The sequence below is a fragment of the Kitasatospora sp. NPDC028055 genome (assembly GCF_040637885.1).
In the GTDB taxonomy this organism is placed as follows: Bacteria; Actinomycetota; Actinomycetes; order Streptomycetales; family Streptomycetaceae; genus Kitasatospora.
The window spans coordinates 207,266-228,451 of record NZ_JBEZXE010000001.1 but is presented as its reverse complement, the minus strand read 5'-3'; the positions used below and the strand labels follow the sequence as shown (position 1 = coordinate 228,451).

15 protein-coding genes and 1 tRNA gene are annotated in these 21,186 nt (G+C 70.1%); 2 read left to right on the top strand and 14 right to left on the bottom strand.

Features of this window, described 5'->3' with window-relative positions; genetic code table 11:
* Positions 1-40 precede the first annotated feature (40 nt).
* The 12 genes from AB0F71_RS01055 to AB0F71_RS01000 all read right to left on the bottom strand — a co-directional run bounded on the left by AB0F71_RS01055 (position 41) and on the right by AB0F71_RS01000 (position 15,796).
* On the bottom strand, positions 41-3,934 hold the full coding sequence (locus AB0F71_RS01055) for a DNA-directed RNA polymerase subunit beta' (RefSeq protein WP_360226172.1): 3,894 nt from the start codon (positions 3,932-3,934) through the stop codon (positions 41-43).
* 98 nt (positions 3,935-4,032) lie between these two features.
* Entirely contained in the window at positions 4,033-7,509 is a 3,477-nt protein-coding gene (rpoB, locus tag AB0F71_RS01050; protein WP_350503604.1) for a DNA-directed RNA polymerase subunit beta, read from the bottom strand.
* Between the two features lie 709 nt (positions 7,510-8,218).
* On the bottom strand, positions 8,219-8,605 hold the full coding sequence (rplL, locus tag AB0F71_RS01045) for a 50S ribosomal protein L7/L12 (protein ID WP_360226169.1): 387 nt from the start codon (positions 8,603-8,605) through the stop codon (positions 8,219-8,221).
* Positions 8,606-8,695: 90 nt separating this feature from the next.
* Positions 8,696-9,259: a 50S ribosomal protein L10 gene (gene rplJ / locus AB0F71_RS01040; RefSeq protein WP_350503606.1), complete on the bottom strand. Its 564-nt coding sequence runs from the start codon at positions 9,257-9,259 to the stop codon at positions 8,696-8,698.
* 381 nt (positions 9,260-9,640) lie between these two features.
* Positions 9,641-10,516 carry a hypothetical protein gene (locus AB0F71_RS01035; protein ID WP_360226166.1) on the bottom strand — a complete coding sequence of 292 codons (876 nt, stop codon included), beginning with the start codon at positions 10,514-10,516 and terminating at the stop codon, positions 9,641-9,643.
* A 214-nt stretch (positions 10,517-10,730) separates the two neighbouring features.
* Positions 10,731-11,585, bottom strand: a complete 855-nt coding sequence (locus AB0F71_RS01030; protein ID WP_360226163.1) for a hypothetical protein — start codon at positions 11,583-11,585, stop codon at positions 10,731-10,733.
* Between the two features lie 104 nt (positions 11,586-11,689).
* On the bottom strand, positions 11,690-12,481 hold the full coding sequence (locus AB0F71_RS01025; RefSeq protein ID WP_360226160.1) for a hypothetical protein: 792 nt from the start codon (positions 12,479-12,481) through the stop codon (positions 11,690-11,692).
* 226 nt (positions 12,482-12,707) lie between these two features.
* Positions 12,708-13,430: a 50S ribosomal protein L1 gene (rplA, locus tag AB0F71_RS01020; RefSeq protein WP_355669608.1), complete on the bottom strand. Its 723-nt coding sequence runs from the start codon at positions 13,428-13,430 to the stop codon at positions 12,708-12,710.
* A 106-nt stretch (positions 13,431-13,536) separates the two neighbouring features.
* Positions 13,537-13,971, bottom strand: a complete 435-nt coding sequence (gene rplK, locus AB0F71_RS01015) for a 50S ribosomal protein L11 (RefSeq protein ID WP_360226157.1) — start codon at positions 13,969-13,971, stop codon at positions 13,537-13,539.
* A 166-nt stretch (positions 13,972-14,137) separates the two neighbouring features.
* Entirely contained in the window at positions 14,138-14,977 is an 840-nt protein-coding gene (gene nusG / locus AB0F71_RS01010) for a transcription termination/antitermination protein NusG (protein ID WP_360227658.1), read from the bottom strand.
* A 269-nt stretch (positions 14,978-15,246) separates the two neighbouring features.
* On the bottom strand, positions 15,247-15,573 hold the full coding sequence (gene secE / locus AB0F71_RS01005) for a preprotein translocase subunit SecE (protein ID WP_360226154.1): 327 nt from the start codon (positions 15,571-15,573) through the stop codon (positions 15,247-15,249).
* A 150-nt stretch (positions 15,574-15,723) separates the two neighbouring features.
* Positions 15,724-15,796 (bottom strand) — tRNA-Trp (locus tag AB0F71_RS01000).
* A 286-nt stretch (positions 15,797-16,082) separates the two neighbouring features.
* Here AB0F71_RS01000 and AB0F71_RS00995 point away from each other — a divergent pair.
* Positions 16,083-17,330: a pyridoxal phosphate-dependent aminotransferase gene (locus tag AB0F71_RS00995; RefSeq protein WP_360226151.1), complete on the top strand. Its 1,248-nt coding sequence runs from the start codon at positions 16,083-16,085 to the stop codon at positions 17,328-17,330.
* 116 nt (positions 17,331-17,446) lie between these two features.
* Positions 17,447-18,490, top strand: a complete 1,044-nt coding sequence (locus AB0F71_RS00990) for an adenosine deaminase (protein ID WP_360226147.1) — start codon at positions 17,447-17,449, stop codon at positions 18,488-18,490.
* Here AB0F71_RS00990 and AB0F71_RS00985 read toward each other — a convergent pair.
* Positions 18,487-19,530, bottom strand: a complete 1,044-nt coding sequence (locus AB0F71_RS00985) for a UDP-N-acetylmuramate dehydrogenase (RefSeq protein WP_360226144.1) — start codon at positions 19,528-19,530, stop codon at positions 18,487-18,489. The two genes, AB0F71_RS00990 and AB0F71_RS00985, sit on opposite strands and share 4 nt — an antisense overlap.
* Before the next feature lie 63 nt (positions 19,531-19,593).
* A complete protein-coding gene (locus AB0F71_RS00980; RefSeq protein ID WP_360226141.1) occupies positions 19,594-21,150 on the bottom strand; it encodes an MFS transporter in 1,557 nt (518 codons plus the stop codon).
* Positions 21,151-21,186: the final 36 nt, after the last annotated feature.

Below are 21,186 nucleotides of genomic sequence, written 5' to 3'. Positions count from 1 at the left end.
CCCGTGAGGGGTGACCGCCCTGCGATCAGTGACGCGTGACTCAGCCGGTGTACGGGCCGTAGTCGTAGTCGTCCAGCGGAACCGCCTGGCCGGAGCCGGCGCCGAAGGGCGACAGGTCGTAGTCGTCGTAGCCGACGGCCGAGTACATCGCGGCCTTGGCCTCCTCGGTCGGCTCGACCCGGATGTTGCGGTAGCGGGGCAGACCCGTACCGGCCGGGATGAGCTTACCGAGGATGACGTTCTCCTTGAGGCCCAGCAGCGGGTCCGACTTGGCGTGGATCGCCGCGTCGGTGAGGACCCGGGTCGTCTCCTGGAAGGAGGCGGCCGACAGCCAGGACTCGGTGGCCAGCGAGGCCTTGGTGATACCCATCAGCTGCGGACGGCCGGAGGCGGGGTGACCGCCCTCGGAGACCACACGACGGTTCTCGGTCTCGAAGCGGCCGCGCTCGACGAGCTCGCCCGGGAGCAGCTCGGCGTCGCCCGACTCGATGATCGTCACGCGGCGGAGCATCTGCCGGATGATGATCTCGATGTGCTTGTCGTGGATCGACACACCCTGCGAGTTGTAGACCTTCTGGACCTCGGCGACCAGGTGGATCTGGACGGCGCGCTGGCCCATGATGCGCAGGACGTCGTGCGGGTTGGTGGCACCCATGGTCAGCTTCTGGCCGACCTCGACCGCCTCGCCCTCGCTGACGAGCAGCTTCACACGCTTCGAGACCGGGTAGGCGATCTCGTCGGTGCCGTCGTCCGGCGTGATGACGATCTTGCGGGTCTTCTCGGTGTCCTCGATCCGCGCGCGGCCGGTGGCCTCGGAGATCGGGGCCACACCCTTGGGGGTGCGGGCCTCGAAGAGCTCGACGACACGCGGCAGACCCTGGGTGATGTCGTCACCGGCCACACCACCGGTGTGGAAGGTACGCATGGTCAGCTGGGTGCCGGGCTCACCGATGGACTGGGCGGCGATGATGCCGACCGCCTCACCGATGTCGACCAGCTTGCCGGTGGCCAGCGAACGGCCGTAGCAGAAGGCACAGGTGCCGACGGCCGACTCACAGGTCAGGATCGAGCGGACCTTGACCTCGGACACGCCGTGGCGGATCAGCTCGTCCATCAGCACGTCACCGAGGTCGGTGTTGGCGGTGGCGAGCAGCTTGCCGTCGACGGTGATGTCCTCGGCGAGCATGCGGGCGTACACGCTGGTCTCGACGTCGTCGGCCTTGCGCAGCACGCCGTCGGCGCCCACGTTGCCGATCGACAGCTTGAGACCGCGCTCGGTGCCGCAGTCCTCCTCGCGAATGATGACGTCCTGGGAGACGTCGACCAGACGACGGGTGAGGTAGCCGGAGTCGGCGGTACGGAGGGCGGTGTCGGCCAGACCCTTACGGGCACCGTGGGTGGAGATGAAGTACTCCAGCACGGTGAGACCCTCACGGAACGACGCCTTGATGGGTCGCGGGATGGTCTCGTTCTTGGCGTTGGACACCAGACCACGCATACCGGCGATCTGACGCATCTGCATCATGTTTCCACGAGCACCCGAGTCGACCATCATGAAGATGGGGTTCGTCTTCGGGAAGTTCGCGGCCATGGCCTCGGCGACCTCGTTGGTCGCCTGGGTCCAGATGCCGACGAGCTCCTGCTTGCGCTCGTCGTTGGTGATCAGACCGCGCTCGTACTGCTTCTGGACCTTCTCGGCCTTGGCCTCGAAGCCCTCGAGGATCTGGGGCTTGCTCGGCGGGACGATGACGTCCGAGATCGAGACGGTGACGCCCGAGCGGGTCGACCAGTGGAAACCGGCCGCCTTGAGGTTGTCCAGGGTCGCCGCGACGACGACCTTGGGGTAGCGCTCGGCCAGGTCGTTGACGATCGCGGAGAGCTGCTTCTTGCCCACCTCGTAGTCGACGAACGGGTAGTCCTCGGGCAGCAGCTCGTTGAAGAGCGCGCGGCCCAGGGTGGTGCTCAGGCGGAAGGGCTCGCCCTCGAACCAGGTCGACTGGCCCTCCTCGTCCACCGGCGGGGTCCAGCCACGGGGCGGGACGGTGCCGGCGGCCAGGCGCAGCTCGATCGGGGCCTGGACGTCCAGCTCGCGGGCGTCGAAGGCCATGATCGCCTCGGCGGTCGACGAGAAGGTGCGGCCGGCGCCCTTCACGTTGTCGCGGTCCGAGGTCAGGAAGAACAGGCCGAGCACCATGTCCTGGGTCGGCATGGTGACGGGGCGACCGTCGGCCGGCTTGAGGATGTTGTTCGAGGACAGCATCAGGATGCGGGCCTCGGCCTGCGCCTCCGCGGAGAGCGGCAGGTGGACGGCCATCTGGTCACCGTCGAAGTCCGCGTTGAACGCGGTGCAGACGAGCGGGTGGATCTGGATGGCCTTGCCCTCGACCAGCTGCGGCTCGAAGGCCTGGATGCCGAGGCGGTGCAGGGTGGGCGCACGGTTCAGCAGCACGGGGTGCTCGGCGATGACCTCTTCGAGCACGTCCCACACGACCGGACGGGCACGCTCGACCATGCGCTTGGCCGACTTGATGTTCTGCGCGTGGTTCAGGTCGACCAGGCGCTTCATCACGAACGGCTTGAAGAGCTCCAGCGCCATGGCCTTCGGCAGACCGCACTGGTGCAGCTTGAGCTGCGGGCCGACGACGATGACCGAACGGGCCGAGTAGTCGACTCGCTTGCCGAGCAGGTTCTGACGGAAACGACCCTGCTTGCCCTTGAGCATGTCGCTCAGGGACTTGAGCGGGCGGTTGCCCGGGCCGGTGACCGGACGGCCGCGGCGGCCGTTGTCGAACAGCGCGTCGACGGCCTCCTGGAGCATGCGCTTCTCGTTGTTCACGATGATCTCGGGGGCACCGAGGTCGAGCAGGCGCTTCAGGCGGTTGTTGCGGTTGATCACGCGGCGGTACAGGTCGTTCAGGTCGGAGGTCGCGAAGCGGCCACCGTCCAGCTGCACCATCGGACGCAGGTCCGGCGGGATGACCGGGACGCAGTCCAGCACCATGCCGTTGGGCTTGTTGCTGGTCTGCAGGAACGCGGAGACGACCTTGAGGCGCTTGAGCGCACGGGTCTTCTTCTGGCCCTTGCCGGTGCGGATGATCTCGCGGAGGCGCTCGGCCTCCTCCGCCAGGTCGAAGGTCTCCAGGCGGTCCTTGAGGGCCGCGGCGCCCATCGAGCCGGAGAAGTAGGTGCCGAAGCGGTCGCGCAGCTCGCGGTAGAGCAGCTCGTCGCCCTCCAGGTCCTGGACCTTGAGGTTCTTGAAGCGGGCCCACACCTCGTCGAGGCGGTCGAGCTCGCGCTGCGCGCGGTCGCGCAGCTGCTTCATCTCGCGCTCGGCGCCCTCGCGCACCTTGCGGCGCACGTCGGCCTTGGCGCCCTCGGCCTCCAGCTCGGCCAGGTCGGACTCGGCCTTCTTGGCGCGGGCTTCGAGGTCGGAGTCGCGGCGGTTCTCGATCTGCTGACGCTCGACCGAGACGTGCGCCTCCAGGGACGGCAGGTCGCGCTGGCGGCGCTCGTCGTCGACCCAGGTGATCATGTAGGCGGCGAAGTAGATGACCTTCTCGAGGTCCTTCGGCGCCAGGTCGAGCAGGTAGCCGAGGCGGGACGGCACGCCCTTGAAGTACCAGATGTGGGTGACCGGGGCGGCCAGCTCGATGTGGCCCATCCGCTCGCGGCGCACCTTGGCGCGGGTCACCTCGACGCCGCAGCGCTCACAGATGATGCCCTTGAAGCGGACGCGCTTGTACTTACCGCAGTAGCACTCCCAGTCCCGGGTCGGGCCGAAGATCTTCTCGCAGAAGAGGCCGTCCTTTTCGGGCTTAAGGGTGCGGTAGTTGATGGTCTCCGGCTTCTTGACCTCGCCGTGCGACCACTGGCGGATGTCGTCGGCGGTGGCCAGGCCGATGCGGAGCTCGTCGAAGAAGTTGACGTCAAGCACTGGTCGTCAAGCCCTCTTTCGTGATTCGAGAGTTTGTCTGTGGTCTGAGGGGGGCCTGGGGGCGGGCCGGCTGCTCGGGGCAGCCGGCCCGACCTCCGTCAGACCTCTTCGACGCTGCTCGGCTCGCGCCGGGACAGGTCGATGCCGAGCTCTTCGGCGGCGCGGAAGACGTCCTCGTCGGAGTCCCGCATCTCGATGGACTGGCCGTCCGAGGACAGCACCTCCACGTTGAGGCAGAGCGACTGCATTTCCTTGATAAGAACCTTGAAGGACTCGGGAATGCCGGGCTCGGGGATGTTCTCGCCCTTGACGATGGCCTCGTAGACCTTCACGCGGCCGAGCACGTCGTCGGACTTGATGGTGAGCAGCTCCTGCAGGGCGTACGCGGCGCCGTACGCCTCGAGGGCCCACACCTCCATCTCACCGAAGCGCTGACCACCGAACTGCGCCTTACCACCGAGCGGCTGCTGGGTGATCATCGAGTACGGACCGGTCGACCGGGCGTGCAGCTTGTCGTCGACCAGGTGGTGCAGCTTGAGGATGTACATGTAGCCGACCGAGACCGGCATCGGGAACGGCTCGCCGGAGCGGCCGTCGAACAGGCGGGCCTTGCCGGTGGAGTTCACCAGGCGCTCACCGTCACGGGTGAGGGTGGTGTTGTCCAGCAGACCGGTGATCTCGTCCTCGCGGGCGCCGTCGAAGACCGGGGTGGCGAGGTTGGTGCCACCGGCGACCTGGTCGGCGCCGATCGCCTGGAGGCGCTGGGCCCACTCGTCGGCGAGGCCGGAGACGTCCCAGCCCTGCTTGGCGAGCCACCCGAGGTGGATCTCCAGGACCTGTCCCGGGTTCATTCGGGACGGGACACCCAGCGGGTTGAGGATGATGTCGACCGGGGTGCCGTCCTCGAGGAAGGGCATGTCCTCGACCGGAAGGATCTTGGAGATGACACCCTTGTTGCCGTGACGGCCGGCGAGCTTGTCACCGTTGGTGATCTTGCGCTTCTGGGCCACGTAGACGCGGACCAGCTGGTTGACGCCCGGGGGCAGCTCGTCGCCCTCTTCGCGGTCGAAGACGCGGACGCCGATGACCTTGCCGGACTCACCGTGCGGGACCTTGAGCGAGGTGTCGCGGACCTCACGGGCCTTCTCGCCGAAGATCGCGCGGAGCAGGCGCTCCTCGGGGGTCAGCTCGGTCTCACCCTTCGGGGTGACCTTGCCGACGAGGATGTCACCGGTGACGACGTCGGCGCCGATCCGGATGATGCCGCGCTCGTCCAGGTCCGCGAGGACCTCCTCGGAGACGTTCGGGATGTCCCGGGTGATCTCCTCGGGGCCGAGCTTGGTGTCACGGGCGTCGACCTCGTGCTCCTCGATGTGGATCGAGGAGAGGACGTCGTCCTGCACGAGGCGCTGCGACAGGATGATCGCGTCCTCGTAGTTGTGACCCTCCCACGACATGAACGCCACGAGCAGGTTCTTGCCGAGGGCCATCTCGCCCTCGTCGGTGCACGGGCCGTCGGCCAGCACCTGGTTGACCTCGACCCGGGCGCCCTCGTCCACGAGCACCTTCTGGTTGAAGGCGGTGCCCTGGTTGGAGCGGGTGAACTTGGCGGCGCGGTACGTGGTGTACGTGCCGTCGTCGTTCGCCACGGTGACGTAGTCGGCCGAGACCTCCTGCACCACGCCGGACTTCTCGGCGGTGATGACGTCGGCGGCGTCGACGGCGCAGCGGTACTCCATGCCGGTGCCGACCAGCGGGGCCTCGCTCTTCAGCAGCGGCACCGCCTGGCGCATCATGTTCGAGCCCATGAGCGCGCGGTTGGCGTCGTCGTGCTCGAGGAACGGGATCATGGCGGTCGCGACCGACACCATCTGGCGCGGCGAGACGTCCATGTAGTCGATCTCGGAGCCCGGGATGTAGTCGATCTCGCCGCCACGGCGGCGGACCAGGACGCGGGGCTCGGCGAAGTGCAGGTCCGCGGTCAGCGGGGCGTTCGCCTGGGCGATGACGTAGCGGTCCTCCTCGTCGGCGGTGAGGTAGTCCACCTTCTCGGTGACGACACCGTCGACGACCTTGCGGTACGGGGTCTCGATGAAGCCGAAGGCGTTGACCCGGCCGTACGAGGCCAGCGACCCGATCAGACCGATGTTCGGGCCTTCCGGGGTCTCGATCGGACACATGCGGCCGTAGTGCGAGGGGTGCACGTCACGGACCTCGAAGCCGGCGCGCTCACGGGAGAGACCGCCGGGGCCGAGGGCGGACAGACGACGCTTGTGGGTCAGGCCCGACAGCGGGTTCGTCTGGTCCATGAACTGCGACAGCTGGCTGGTGCCGAAGAACTCCTTGATGGAGGCGACGACCGGCCGGATGTTGATCAGGGTCTGCGGCGTGATCGCCTCGACGTCCTGGGTGGTCATGCGCTCGCGCACGACGCGCTCCATACGGGCGAGACCCGTACGGACCTGGTTCTGGATGAGCTCGCCGACGTTGCGCAGGCGGCGGTTGCCGAAGTGGTCGATGTCGTCGACCTCGACCACGATGTCGCGGCCGGTCTCGTCACGCCACTCGGTCTCACCCGCGTGCAGCTTCACCAGGTACTTGATCGCACCGATGATGTCGGGCTCGGTGAGCACGCCGGAGTCCAGCGACTCGGCGTTGCCCAGCTTCCGGTTCAGCTTGTAGCGACCGACCTTGGCCAGGTCGTAGCGCTTCGGGTTGAAGTACAGGTTCTCCAGCAGCGTCTGCGCGGCCTCGCGCGTCGGCGGCTCGCCCGGACGCAGCTTGCGGTAGATGTCCAGCAGCGCGTCGTCCTGGCCCTGGGTGTGGTCCTTCTCCAGGGTGTTGCGCATCGACTCGTACTCGCCGAACTCCTCGAGAATCATCTCGTTGGTCCAGCCGAGAGCCTTGAGCAGCACGGTGACGGACTGCTTGCGCTTGCGGTCGATGCGGACGCCGACCATGTCGCGCTTGTCGATCTCCATCTCGAGCCAGGCACCACGCGAGGGGATGACCTTGCAGGAGTAGATGTCCTTGTCGGACACCTTGTCCAGGGTGGAGTCGAAGTACACGCCCGGGGAGCGGACGAGCTGCGACACGACGACACGCTCGGTGCCGTTGATCACGAACGTGCCCTTGTGGGTCATGAGCGGGAAGTCGCCCATGAAGACCGTCTGAGACTTGATCTCACCGGTCTCGTTGTTGGTGAACTCGGCCGTGACGAAGAGCGGGGCCGCGTACGTGAAGTCGCGGTCCTTGCACTCGTCAATGGAGTTCTTCGGCGGCTCGAAACGGTGGTCGCGGAAGGTCAGGGACATCGACCCGCTGAAGTCCTCGATCGGCGAGATCTCCTCGAAGATCTCCTCCAGACCGGACTTGGTGGGGACATCCTGACCAGACTCCAGCGCCTGCTCGACCCGGGACTTCCAGGCCGCGTTGCCGAGCAGCCAGTCAAAGCTCTCGGTCTGCAGGGCCAGGAGGTTCGGGACCTCGAGGGGCTCCTTGATCTTCGCGAACGAGACGCGGAGCGGGGCGGTGGATGCGGCGGAATTGTTCGAGGCGTTGCGCGGCGCGGCCAAGAGGGGGGTCCTTCCGAGGGCTCGGAGCTCACTACGCGCGTACCAGCCGGGCCTGCTTGAGCCTGGATTCCGCCTCCCTCGCAGCCGGCCTCCGCCGGGGTCGAAACCCCAGGTCAGAGCCGCTTTGCGGAGGCGGTGCCAGACCCCTTCAGGGCAACGCAAACTCCGGGCGACGAGTCACGGAGCAGCTAACAGGCAGCGCAAAGGGACAGTGTAGCCAAAGGCGACACTGCTGTCCAGCTCTGATTCGGAAACCGAATCGGAGACTCCTCCCGGTAGCCGGGGGCGCGGGCGCCCACCGGGTACTGCTCTAACTCACGTGGAGTCATTTCCCGCCCGAGCCGCTGGTTATGCATCCAGCGGCGAACCAACCGGGCGGACTCGCGCCTCGAGAATCGCGCGCCTCGCCGGGTTCGTCAAGGGCCCGCCGGCGGGGCGGACCTCGACCCGTTCATCGGCCCGAACCCCTCCGGCGTTACAGAAGCCGTGGTGGGGGCCACCGTCGATGACGGTGATCACCATACTCCTCGCCGCCGACAGTACCGAGTGCGCGATCGGCCACACCGGTGGTCGTCCGGCCCGGGGCGGCGGGAGGGCGGGCGGGGAAGGCGGGCGGGGAAGGCGGCGGGCCCGGGAACGCAAAAGGCCGGGCCGACCACCCGCAAGGGTGATCGGCCCGGCCTCAGGCCCCCTCAGAGGGGGCGAGAAGTCACTTGACGGTGACCTTGGCGCCGGCACCCTCGAGGGCGGCCTTGGCCTTCTCGGCAACGTCCTTGGCAACCTTCTCCAGGACCTTGGCACCAGCGGTGTCAACGAGGTCCTTGGCCTCCTTCAGGCCGAGGGAGGTCAGGGTGCGCACCTCCTTGATGACCTGGATCTTCTTGTCACCGGCGGCGTCGAGGATGACGTCGAACTCGTCCTGCTCCTCGACAGCGGCCTCGGCGCCACCGGCGGCGCCACCAACGGCGGCAACGGCGACCGGGGCGGCAGCGGTGACGTCGAACTTCTCCTCGAAGGCCTTCACGAAGGCAGCGAGCTCGATGAGGGTGAGCTCCTCGAACTGCGCGAGCAGCTCGTCCTGGGACAGCTTCGCCATGATTGGCGTCCTTCCACTAAATCGGCAGGTGGTGCCGGATGTACGGGATGGCGGGCGTACGGGCCCGCAGCGAGGCGTGAGCCTGCCGAATTACTCGGCGGCCGCGTCCTCGGCGGCGGGAGCCGGCGTACCGGCACCGCCCTGCTCGACCTTGTCGCGCAGCGCGTCCACAGTGCGGACGAGCTTCGACGGCAGGGCCTGGAAGAGCGCGGCAGCCTGGGACTGCTTGGCCTTCAGGGCACCCGCCAGCTTGGCGAGCAGCACCTCGCGGGACTCGAGGTCCGCGAGCTTCTTGATCTCATCGGCGGACAGCGCCTTACCGTCAAGGACACCGCCCTTGATGATGAGAGCGGGGTTCTCCTTGGCGAAGTCACGCAGAGCCTTCGCCGACTCCACCGGGTCACCGGTGACGAAGGCAACAGCCGTCGGACCGTTGAACAGGTCGTCGAGCTCGGAGATCCCGGCCTCGTTGGCCGCGATCTTGGTCAGCGTGTTCTTCACCACGGCGTACTCGGCGTTGTCGCCGAGCGAGCGACGCAGGGTCTTGACCTGCTTCACCGAGAGACCGCGGTACTCGGTCAGCAGCGCCGCGGAGGAGCCGCGGAACTTGTCCGTGATCTCGGCGACGGCGGCAGCCTTGTCGGGCCTGGCCATAGGCTTACGCCTCCTTCCGTGATGTCGAAGTCCGGCCGACCGCGAAAGTCGACCATTCACACCTCGAACCGGCCGGACGGAAGGAAAGCTCCTGCAGAAATGCAATGAGCCCCGGTGCGCAGGCGCACGGGGCTCGTAGCGACCTCAACGGACACCAGCGCGAACGCGGGACCCGGAAGTCGAAGCTCCAGACACACCTGCGCGGGCTGCCTGCGACGAAGCGCAGATCCTTCGGCCACCGGCTCCCTGACGGGGGCGCGGCGACAACCAGCGGTCTTTGGCTTCGGCAACAGTAACCGGACTCGTCCGGACGACGCAAATCGCCCTCGGACGGGTGAACCGGGACGGGTCCCGGGCGGGGCCCCGAGGAGCCTGTCCGGCTCAGCGGGCCAGCGGGGAGACCGTCCGGACGCCGGTGTCCACGGTGTCCGTCTCGGCCGGGGCCTGGGCCGAGAGCAGCGGGCCGGCCGGGTCGGAGTAGATCACCGAGTCGTCCGCCCGGCCGCTGTCCCCGTTCCCGGTGCGCTGCAGCCGGACCAGCTGGTCCTTGTCGTTCAGCCAGAGGTCCAGGGTGAGCTCCAGCGAGCCGCCGGGGGCCAGCGCGGCCCGCAGGCCGTCCCGGCGGGCCTGCGGCAGCTGGGTCTGGGCCGCCGCGTACTTCTCGGCGGTGGTGGTCACCCGGTAGTGCTCGACGGTGGAGTCCTCGAACTTCTCCTCGCCGACGAAGGCCGGCTCCGCCCCGTCCGCGGTGGCCGCGGCCAGCGCCTCGACCGGGTTCAGCAGGTCCAGCAGCCCCGCGTACGGGACCGCCTTGTGCCCGTCCGGGTCGGGTGGGACGGCGAAGCGCTCCCAGTGCTTGCCGCCGTTCCTGGCCGCGGTGGCGGCGTCGCCGCCCTGGTAGCCGACGGTGTCCACGACGATCAGCTGCTCGGCGTCGCCCGGGGTGGCGCGCTTGAGCTGGGCCGCCGTCTTGGGGGCCCAGAACAGCGAGCCGGAGCCGGCGTCCGCGCCCAGCCGGTAGTTGACCTTGGCCCGGCGGGCGGTCTGCATGGTCAGCTGGGCGGAGAGCAGCACGCCGTGCGGGGACCGGTCGGTCGGCCTGGCCGGCCAGGTCGGGGTGGCGGCGGTGGCGGAGGTGGTGCTCGCGCTGGCGCCGGCCGAGGGCGTGGCGGGCGCGTCCCCGCCGCCGCAGCCGGTCAGGCCGCTCGCGAGCACGGCGACCACGGCCACCGCCGCCAGCCGCTGCCGTCGCGCCATCGTCCGTTCCTCTCTCACCGGGCCCACCTTGCCACCCGGACCGGGCCCGGCCGGTGGCGACCCCCGCCCCGTCCACCTGATCGGCCGGGCCGGGGGCCGGAACCGGCGGCCGGCGTCAGCTGCGGAACCCCCCGGGCACGCGAGGCGCCCGGGGTGGTAGCCGGTGGTCGGTGCGGCGTTCGGTGCGGGAGTTCGGTGCGGGTGTCCGGCCGGATCAGCCGAACAGCTTGAGCAGGTCGGCCTGGGAGCCCAGGTCGCCGGCGGCGGGCGCCTCGATCTTGTCGCCCTTGCCGAGGTCGGAGTACTTGACGGTGACGGCCTTGGACGCGCCGTTGGTGTCGCCGTACTCCTGGTACTTCACCAGCTCCTGCTTGTCGTTCAGCCAGAAGTCGATGGTGAGGGTCTTGCCGTCCTCCTCCAGCGTCTTCTGGACGGCCTGGCGCTGCTCCGCGGTGAGCGAGGTCATCCCGGCCACCAGGGTGGCGGTGTCCTCGACGGCCCGCAGGTGGGTGGTCTGGACGCCGTCCACGGCCTCCTGGCCGACCTTGCTGAGCTTGCCGCTCGCGGCCGCGATGGTGAGCTGGGAGACCGGGTTGACCATCTGACCCATCACCACGAAGGCGCTGCCCATCTCCTCCGAGGCGGGCACCTTGACCCAGTGCTTCCCCTGGAGGGCGGTGGCCGTGGTGTCGTCGCCGCCGATGTAGGTGTCGGCCCCGATCGCCCGGATCCTGAGCTTCTTGCCGTCCATGTCGCTGGACACGTCCACGGAGACCTTGCCCGGGTCCTTCCAGTCGGCGCTGCCGCTGCCGCTCGGGCTGGAGGCGTCCGGGGAGGTCAAGGCGACCTTGCCGTTGCCGGCCTTCTGCATCACCAGGGCGGAGGCGGCGAGCGCGGCCTTCGGGTCGGCGGCGAGTCCGGCCGCGGCCGCGGCCGCGTCCTTGCCGTCGGTGGCGCCCTTGCTGTCGGCGGCGCTCTTGGTGTCGCCGCCCTTGCTGCCGCAGGCGGTGGCGCCGGCCAGCAGGACGGCGGCGGTCGCGACGGTGGCCGCGAGACGGACAGCGCGCATGGGTGTACCCCCCGTGAGTTCCTCGGAAGAGCCGATCATCGGCTTCTTCTCAGCCGGACTCTAACGGATGGCCGGGGCCGATCCGCACCGGATATCCCCTCCCGTCAGCCGGCCGCGGCCGGGGTCGTCTCCCCCGCCCCGGGAGCGGTGACGTCCGTCGTGGTCACGGTCGTCCCGGCGCTCCCCCGGGCCGTCTCACGGAGCTTCATCAGCCGCGGGCCGGGCCCGACCCAGACGTCGTACCCGATCTCGCCGACCCCGCGCTGCCGGTACCAGCCGACCACCGCGGCGAGCTGCTGCGGGTCCAACTCCCGGTCCGCCCCGAAGTAGTCGGCCACCGGGGCGGAGCCCTGGTAGTGCACGACGGTCGTCCCGGCGAGCTGCTCGGCGCCGAGCGAGCCGAGCCGGTCGGTCTGGGCGATCGCGTACGCCCGGCTGCCCGGGTTGGTGACCAGCGCGGTCATCCAGCCGCCCGCGTACCCGCCGGAGCCGCCGGAGCCGCCGCCGGCCGCCGGGTCGGCCGACTCCGCGGTGGCGCGCTCGGCGTGCTTGGCCGCGCCGCCCTGGTACGTGAGGTCGAGCGCGCCGTCCCGGAGGGACAGCCGCCCGGTGCCCAGCTCGTCGGTGACGGTCAGCGCGGCCTCGTCCCGGTCGCCCCAGACCAGGGTGCCGCTCGCGCTGCGCCGGCCGTCCGGGCCCTCCCGCACCAGGTCGATCCGGGCGCCGCCGGCGTCGTCCAGGGCCTGGGCGGCCGCGAGCACCACCTGCTTGGGCGGGATCGGCGCCGGCTCACCGGGGACGCGGGTCCCCGGGGCGGCCAGCAGGCTGCAGGCGGTGGTGGTGCCGAGCAGCAGCAGGGCCGCCGCGAGCGTGGCGGGGCGAAGGGCGGGCGGCACGGCACACTCCGGCGGTCACAGGTTCTCCACATGATCTGACCGGCAGAGCGTACGACGACTCGATCAGCCGTTCCCATTCCCCCGTGTTCCGATCCCGCAACCGTTTCCGCCGCCGCCCCCGCCGGGCCGCCCCGGCCAGGCGCCGCCCCGGGAAACGACGACGGGCCCGCACCCCCGGTGAAGGGGGTACGGGCCCGTCGTACGGACAGCTCTAGAGCACTGGGGCTCAGACCGCGGCCGGGTCCTCCTCGACGAGGAGGTTGCGGGTGCGGTTCGGGTCCACCTGGATGCCGGGGCCCATGGTGGTCGAGAACGCGGTCTTCTTGATGTAGCGGCCCTTGGCGGCGGACGGCTTGGCGCGGAGCACCTCGTCCAGCGCGGCGGCGTAGTTCTCGACCAGCTGCTCGTCGGTGAAGGAGGCCTTACCGATGATGAAGTGCAGGTTCGAGTGCTTGTCGACGCGGAACTCGATCTTGCCGCCCTTGATCTCGTTCACAGCCTTGGCGGTGTCCGGGGTCACGGTGCCGGTCTTCGGGTTCGGCATCAGGCCACGGGGACCGAGCACGCGGCCCAGGCGGCCGACCTTGCCCATGAGGTCCGGGGTGGCGACGACGGCGTCGAAGTCGAGGCGGCCCTTGGCGACCTCGTCGATGAGCTCGTCGGAGCCGACGATGTCGGCACCCGCAGCACGCGCGGCCTCGGCACGCTCGCCGGTCGCGAAGACCAGGACCCGAGCGGTCTTACCGGTGCCGTGCGGGAGGATCACGGTGCTGCGGACCATCTGGTCGGCCTTGCGCGGGTCGACGCCCAGACGCATGGCGACCTCGACGGTGCCGTCGAACTTGGTGGTGCTGGTCGCCTTGGCGAGGCGGACGGCCTCGAGGGGGGCGTAAAGGCGCTCGCGGTCGACCTTGGCGTCCGCGGCCTTCAGAGCCTTGCTGCGCTTCACTGCTGCTCCTGAATGGTGATTGGAGTTGTGGTATTCGACGGGCCTGCGCAGGCCCTACCACAGGGACGGCTGAGCCGGTTTGCCCCTGACGGGACGGTGGGCTTGATCAGCCCTCGACGGTGATGCCCATCGACCGGGCGGTGCCGGCGATGATCTTCTCCGCCGCGTCCAGGTCGTTGGCGTTCAGGTCGGGCATCTTGGTGGTGGCGATGTCGCGGACCTGGGCGCTGGTGAGCTTGGCGACCTTGGTCTTGTGCGGCTCGCTGGAGCCCTTGTCGATACCGGCGGCCTTCAGGATGAGGCGCGCGGCCGGCGGCGTCTTCGTGATGAAGGTGAAGGAACGGTCCTCGTAGACCGTGATCTCCACCGGCACGATCATGCCGCGCTGCGACTCGGTCGCAGCGTTGTAGGCCTTGCAGAACTCCATGATGTTGACGCCGTGCTGGCCCAGCGCGGGGCCGACCGGCGGCGCCGGGTTGGCCGCGCCGGCGTTGATCTGGAGCTTGATAAGCCCCGTGACCTTCTTCTTCTTGGGAGGCATGTCTCTCCGGGTCCTTCCGAGAGGTGATTGCTGGTGCGTGCGGACCGGGGCGACACCCGGTCGCCAGCACACACATCAGGCCAGGCTAACGCGTCTGCGCCGCTGGACCAAAACGGATTCGGGACGGAGGCCGTCGGCCGCCGCCCCGGATCCGAAGACCGTGTGACTAGTTCTTCTGGATCTGGTCGAAGGAGAGCTCGACCGGGGTCTCCCGGCCGAAGATCTCGACCAGGCCCTTGACCTTCTTCGAGTCGGGGTTGATCTCGTTGATGGTCGCCTGGAGGGTCGCGAACGGGCCGTCGGTGACGGTGACCGAGTCGCCGACCTCGAAGTCCAGGACCTGGATCTCGCTCGGCTTGACCGGGGAGGGCTTGCCGGCCTCCTTGGCCGCCTGGCGCTCGACGTCCGGGGCGAGCATCTTGACGACCTCGTCCAGGGTCAGCGGGTACGGGTCGTAGGCGTTGCCCACGAAGCCGGTGACACCGGGGGTGTTGCGCACGACGCCCCAGGACTCCGGGGTGAGGTCCATGCGGACCAGGACGTAGCCGGGGAGCTTGTTCTGCCGGATGGTCTTGCGGTCGCCGTTCTTGATCTGGACGACCTCCTCCTGCGGCACCTCGGCCTGGAAGATGTACTCCTCGACGTTCAGCGAGACGGCGCGCTGCTCCAGGTTCTGCTTCACCCGGTTCTCGTAGCCCGCGTAGGTGTGGATCACGTACCACTCGCCCGGCATGAAGCGCAGGTCCTCGCGGAACTTGGCGACCGGGTCGACCTCGGCCTCGGCCTCGGCGGGCTCGTCCTCGACGGCCTCGGCCTCGGCCGGCTCCTCGTCGGCGGACTCCTCGGCGGCGAGCTCCTCGTCGACCTCCACGTGCAGCGCGGCCTCCTCGGCGGGCTCGCCGGCCTCGGCCTCGTCGTACGCCTCGACCTCGTCCTCGTCGCTGTCCACGGCGTCGACGACCTGCTCGGCGGACTCTGCGTCGACAGCCAGCTCGGCCGCGTCCAGCTCGGCGGCGACATCCGCCTCGCGGACGGTCTCGTCGGCGTCGTACAGGGGGGACTCAGACACGGTGGCTGCTTCTTTCCTGGAGATGGTGAAGGTGGCGCGCTCCGGAACCGGACCGGCGCGCAGCCGCTCGCGCGGGCGCCAGGAGAGGTCTCGGAGACTTCAACAGTACCGAGTCCACGGTACGCGCGCGTACGTCCGCCGCCGACAGCTCGACCCGGACCGATGATTCGGCCCGGGTCGGGAGGTGGTTCGGAGGTGGGGCTCGATCAGCCGAAGACCAAGAGGCTCAGCTTGGCGAAGCCGTAGTCGAGACCGTAGACGAAGCCCATCACGACCACGACGAAGGTCACCACGACCGCGGTGTAGTTGGTGAGTTCGCTCCGGGTGGGCCAGACGACCTTGCGGAGCTCCGCGATGATCTGGCGGTAGAACAGGCCCATCCGCGCGAAGAGGCCCTTCTTGGCCCGCTTGCCGGACTTCTTCTGCTTGCCGGAGGTCTTGTCGCCCTCGACAGCAGCGGTCTCGGCAGCGCCGTCGGTCCCCTCGGGGTTGCCGCTCTCAGGCGTTGCGGTGGAGCCCGTGGTCTCCGTCACTCGTCCTCACCTGAATCCGGGTCCGGCCGAACATCACCTGCGTACCCGTTTCAGGCACGAGCGGTCGGCTTAAGCGGTGCTGATCGGTGCCCTTTCCGCATCAAGCCCGCTCGCTCTGTGGAGCGAACGGGCTGAATACGGATCAAGCAGCAGGGCAAGAGGGACTCGAACCCCCAACCGCCGGTTTTGGAGACCGGTGCTCTACCAATTGAGCTATTGCCCTACGGAACCTCGCGGCCCCTGGTGGCGACCAACCTACCGCATCTCCCCCCGCTGTCTGTACAGGCGGTGAAAGCTCCGGTCATTTTCGGTGGGCCGTCGAGCAGCGAGTGTACGTGGTCGAGGGGTGTTTGGTCGAACCTCTTCTTCCGGGACCGCCGTCCGCCCGGCGGATGTCCGGCCCGGCGGGGCGGACACCGGCGGATCGCCGGGGGTCGCGATGCGGACGGAGCCGTACGGATGCTGGAACCGCCACGCCCGGTCCGTCCCGGTTCTGCGACGATGCAGGCATGAGCGCTTCCACCCCGCAGCCCGACCAGTCCATCCGCCCCGCCGACCGCCGGGTCTCCGCCCGGATCGGTGCGATCGCCGAGTCCGCAACCCTCGCCGTGGACGCCAAGGCCAAGGCCCTCAAGGCCGCCGGCCGTCCGGTGATCGGCTTCGGTGCCGGTGAGCCCGACTTCCCCACCCCGGACTACATCGTCGAGGCGGCCGTCGAGGCCTGCCGCGACCCGAAGAACCACCGCTACACCCCGGCGGGTGGGCTGCCCGAGCTCAAGGCCGCGATCGCCGCCAAGACGCTGCGCGACTCCGGCTACCAGGTGGACGCCTCCCAGGTGCTGGTCACCAACGGCGGCAAGCAGGCCATCTACGAGGCCTTCGCCGCGATCCTGGACCCGGGCGACGAGGTCATCGTCCCGGCCCCGTACTGGACCACCTACCCGGAGTCGATCCAGCTGGCCGGCGGCGTCCCGGTGGAGGTCGTCGCCGACGAGACCACCGGCTACAAGGTCTCGGTCGAGCAGCTGGAGGCCGCCCGCACCGAGAACACCAAGGTGCTGCTGTTCGTCTCGCCGTCCAACCCGACCGGCGCGGTGTACACCCGCGACGAGGCCGAGGCGATCGGCCGCTGGGCGCTGGAGCACGGCCTGTGGGTGCTCACCGACGAGATCTACGAGCACCTGGTCTACGGCGACGCGACCTTCACCTCGCTGCCGGCCCTGCTGCCCGAGCTGGCCGACAAGTGCATCGTGGTCAACGGGGTGGCCAAGACCTACGCGATGACCGGCTGGCGGGTGGGCTGGGTGATCGGCCCCAAGGACGTGGTCAAGGCCGCGACCAACCTGCAGTCGCACGCCACCTCCAACGTCTCCAACGTCGCCCAGCGCGCCGCGATCGCCGCCGTCGCCGGCGACCTGTCCGCCGTGCACGAGATGCGCACCGCCTTCGACCGCCGCCGCAGGACCATCGTGCGGATGCTCAACGAGATCGACGGCGTCATCTGCCCCGAGCCCGAGGGCGCCTTCTACGCCTACCCGTCGGTCAAGGGCCTGCTGGGCAAGGAGATCCGCGGTCAGCGCCCGCAGACCTCCGCCGAGCTGGCGAGCCTGATCCTGGACGAGGTCGAGGTCGCCGCCGTCCCGGGCGAGGCCTTCGGCACCCCCGGCTACCTGCGGTTCTCCTACGCGCTCGGCGACGAGGACCTGGTCGAGGGCATCAGCCGGATCCAGAAGCTGCTCGGCGAGGCCCGCGACTGACGTCCGTCGTCAACCGGACGTTCGGGATTCACCCGGCGCACCGCCCTCTTTCACCCCTTCGGGGGACGGGAAGAGGGCGGTTCCCGTTCGGGGGTCGCATACGGCAGTATCGGCAGATGGAACGCCTGTTGATCCCGCGAGACGTCAGGGGCCTCCCGAAGGCCCACCTGCACCTGCACTTCACCGGCTCGATGCGGCCCGCCACCCTGCTGGAGCTGGCCGACAAGCACGGCGTCCGCCTGCCGGAGGCGCTCAGCTCCGGCGAGCCGCCCAAGCTCCGCGCCACCGACGAGCGCGGCTGGTTCCGCTTCCAGCGCCTCTACGACACCGCCCGCTCGGTGCTCCGGGACGAGTCGGACATCCGCCGGCTGGTCCTGGAGACCGCCGAGGACGAACGGCGGGACGGCTCCCGCTGGCTGGAGATCCAGGTCGACCCGACCTCCTACGCGCCCCGGCTGGGCGGGCTGATCCCCGCCCTGGAGCTGATCCTGGACGCGGTCGAGCAGGCCGCCGCGGCCACCGAGGTGGGCATCCGGGTGCTGGTCGCGGCGAACCGGATGAAGTCCCCGATGGACGCCCGGACGCTGGCCCGGCTCGCCGTCCGCTACGCCGACCACGGGGTGGTCGGCTTCGGCCTCTCCAACGACGAGCGCCGCGGCCTGGCCCGGGACTTCGACCGGGCCTTCGAGATCGCCCGCAAGGGCGGGCTGCTGGCCGCCCCGCACGGTGGCGAGCTGGCCGGGCCGGAGTCCGTCCGGGACTGCCTGGACGACCTGGGCGCCGGCCGGATCGGCCACGGCGTGCGGGCCGCCGAGGACCCGCGGCTGATGGCCCGGCTGGCGGACCGCGGGATCACCTGCGAGGTCTGCCCGTCCTCCAACGTCTCGCTCGGCGTCTACGAACACCCGGAAGAGGTACCGCTGCGCCGGCTGTTCGACGCCGGGGTGCCGCTGGCGCTCGGCGCGGACGACCCGCTGCTGTTCGGCAGCCGGCTGGCCGCCCAGTACGACCTGGCCCGCGACGCCCTGGGCTTCACCGACGCCGAACTCGCCGAGCTGGCACGGCAGTCGGTGCGCGGCTCGTGCGCCCCGGAGGCCGTCCGCAAGGAACTGCTGGCGGACATCGACGGCTGGCTGGTCGACGGGCACCCGGCGGGTTAGAGCTTGACGCCCACCATCACGGGCTCGTTCACCAGCTCCACACCGAAGGCCTCGCGGACCCCGTCCCGGATCTCCCGGGCCAGGGCCAGCAGGTCCTCGGCGGTGGCCGCGCCGCGGTTGGTGAGCGCCAGGGTGTGCTTGGTGGAGAGCGTGGCCGGGCCGTCGCCGTAGCCCTTGCGGAAGCCCGCCCGGTCGATCAGCCAGGCGGCCGAGGTCTTGGTGCAGCCCTCCGGGGCCGGGTAGGCGGGGGCGTCCTCGGCGCCCGGGCGGGTCCGGAAGGACTCGTACTGCGCCGCCGTGAGCACCGGGTTGGTGAAGAAGGAGCCGGCCGACCAGGTGTCGTGGTCCGCCGGGTCCAGCACCATGCCCTTGCCGGAGCGCAGCCCCAGCACCGCGTCGTACGCCTCGCCCAGCGGCACCCGCTCGCCCTGCTCGACACCGAAGTGCCGGGCCACCTCGGCGTACTTGACCGGGGTGGAGAGCCCCGCGTGGTCCGCCAGGGCGAACCGCACCCGGAGCACCACGTAGCGGTCCGGCCGGGCCTTGAAGCGGCTGTGCCGGTAGGAGAACTCGCACTCGGCGTTCGAGAGGGTGACCACCTCGCCCGCCGTGCGGTCGTACGCGACCACCTCGGTGACGGTCTGGGCCACCTCCTGGCCGTACGCGCCGACGTTCTGCACCGGGGTGGCGCCGGCCGAGCCCGGGATGCCGGCCAGGAACTCGATGCCGGCCAGGCCGTGCTCGCGCACCACGCGGGTGACCGCCTCCGACCACACCTCGCCGGCCGCCAGCTCCAGCACGGTGCCGTCCAGGGCGAAGCCGGTGGTGGCGATCCGCAGCACCGTGCCGGGGAAGCCGGCGTCGCCGATCACCAGGTTGGAGCCGCCGCCGAGGACCAGCAGCGGCTCACCGGCCGCGTCGGCCTCGCGGACGGCGGCGATCACCTCGTCGTCGGTGTGGGCGGTGACCAGCCGACGGGCCGGGCCGCCGAGCCGGAGCGTGGTGAGCGGGGCGAGGGGGGCGTCGTTTTCTACCAGCACGCCCACCAGCGTACGGGGACGGGGGCGGCCGCTCGGCCGCCCCCGTGGCCCGCACCCCACCGTTCAGGCCTGCGCGGCCTCGGCCGGGACGGCGTCCTCGACGCTCCCGACGTCCTCGGTGTCCCCCGCCCGCTCGATCGCGGCGGGCTGCTCGGCGGCGGGCTGCTCGGCGACCACCGCCCCGGCCCGCGCCGCCCGGCCCGGCAGCAGCAGCGCGCAGGCCCCGGCCGCCAGCACCACCGCGGCCCCGACGTACAGCGCGGGCCCCATCGCGTGGACGAAGGTCCCGGCCGAGCCGTCCCCGCCCTGCTCCGAGAAGACCGCCGCCAGCACGGCCACCCCGAGCGCGCCGCCGACCTCGCGCAGCGCGTTGTTGGCGCCGGAGGCGATGCCCTGCTCCTCCGGCCGGACGCTGTCCATCACCATGGCGGCGGTCGGCGCGAAGTACATCGACATGCCGACCCCGCACATCACCACGGCGGGCACCACCGGGCCGTACGCGTAGTGCCCGAGTCCGGCGTTGATCGCCGCGTACAGCGCCAGGCCGACGCCCTGCAGCACCAGCCCGAGCACCACGATCGGGCGACCGCCGAGCCGGTCCGCCAGGATGCCGGCCAGCGGCGCGACGATCAGCCCCACCCCGGTCCACGGGAGCATCCGGACGCCGGCCTCCTCCGGGGTGTAGCCGCCCACGGTCTGCAGGTGCTGGCTGATCAGGAAGATCGAGCCGAACATCCCGAGCGACATCAGCAGGCCGGAGGCGTTGACGGCGGTGAAGGTCCGGTTGCGGAACAGCCGCATCGGGAGCATCGGGTGCTTCGCGCCGCGCTGCTCGTACCGGACGAAGGCGACCAGCAGCAGCACGCCGCCGGCCAGCGCGCCCAGCACCAGCGGACTGGTCCAGCCGTCCGGGTTGCCGCGGATCAGGCCGAGCACGACGCCGAACAGGCCGAGGCTCACCAGCACCGTGCCGACCGCGTCCAGGGCCGGGTTGGCGCCCCGGCTCTCGCGCAGCTTGAGGGCGGCCAGCGGCACCAGGACCACGCCGACCGGGACGTTCACCCAGAAGATCCACTGCCAGGAGAAGTTCTCGGTCAGGGTGCCGCCGACCAGCGGTCCGGTGGCGATGGCGAGGCCGTTGACGCCGGCCCAGATGCCGAAGGCCATCCCGCGCTTGGCCGCCGGGATGGCCGCGGTCAGCAGGGTGAGGGTGAGCGGCATCGACACCGCGGCCCCGACGCCCTGGAGGGCGCGGGCGGCGATCAGCTCGCCGATGCCGGGCGAGAGCGCGGCCGCGGCCGAGCCGACGGTGAAGAGCGTGAGCCCGATCACGAACATCCGGCGGCGGCCGAAGCGGTCGCCGAGCGCCGCGCCGAACATCAGCAGCACGGCGAAGGAGAGGGTGTAGGCGCTGACCGTCCACTCCAGGTCGGACAGCCCGCCGCCGAGCTCCTCGCGGATGGAGGGCAGCGCGGTGGTGACGACCAGGTTGTCCAGCGCGGCCATGAAGCCCGCGAGGGCGGTGATCACCAGGGTCCAGACGCCGGTGCGGCCGAGGCCCGGCCGCTCCGCGGCGGCCACCTCGGTTGTGGTGGCGCTTCCTGCTGTGTGCTCCGTCATGACGTCCCCCAGGATTTCTCGGATAGTTATTGATCA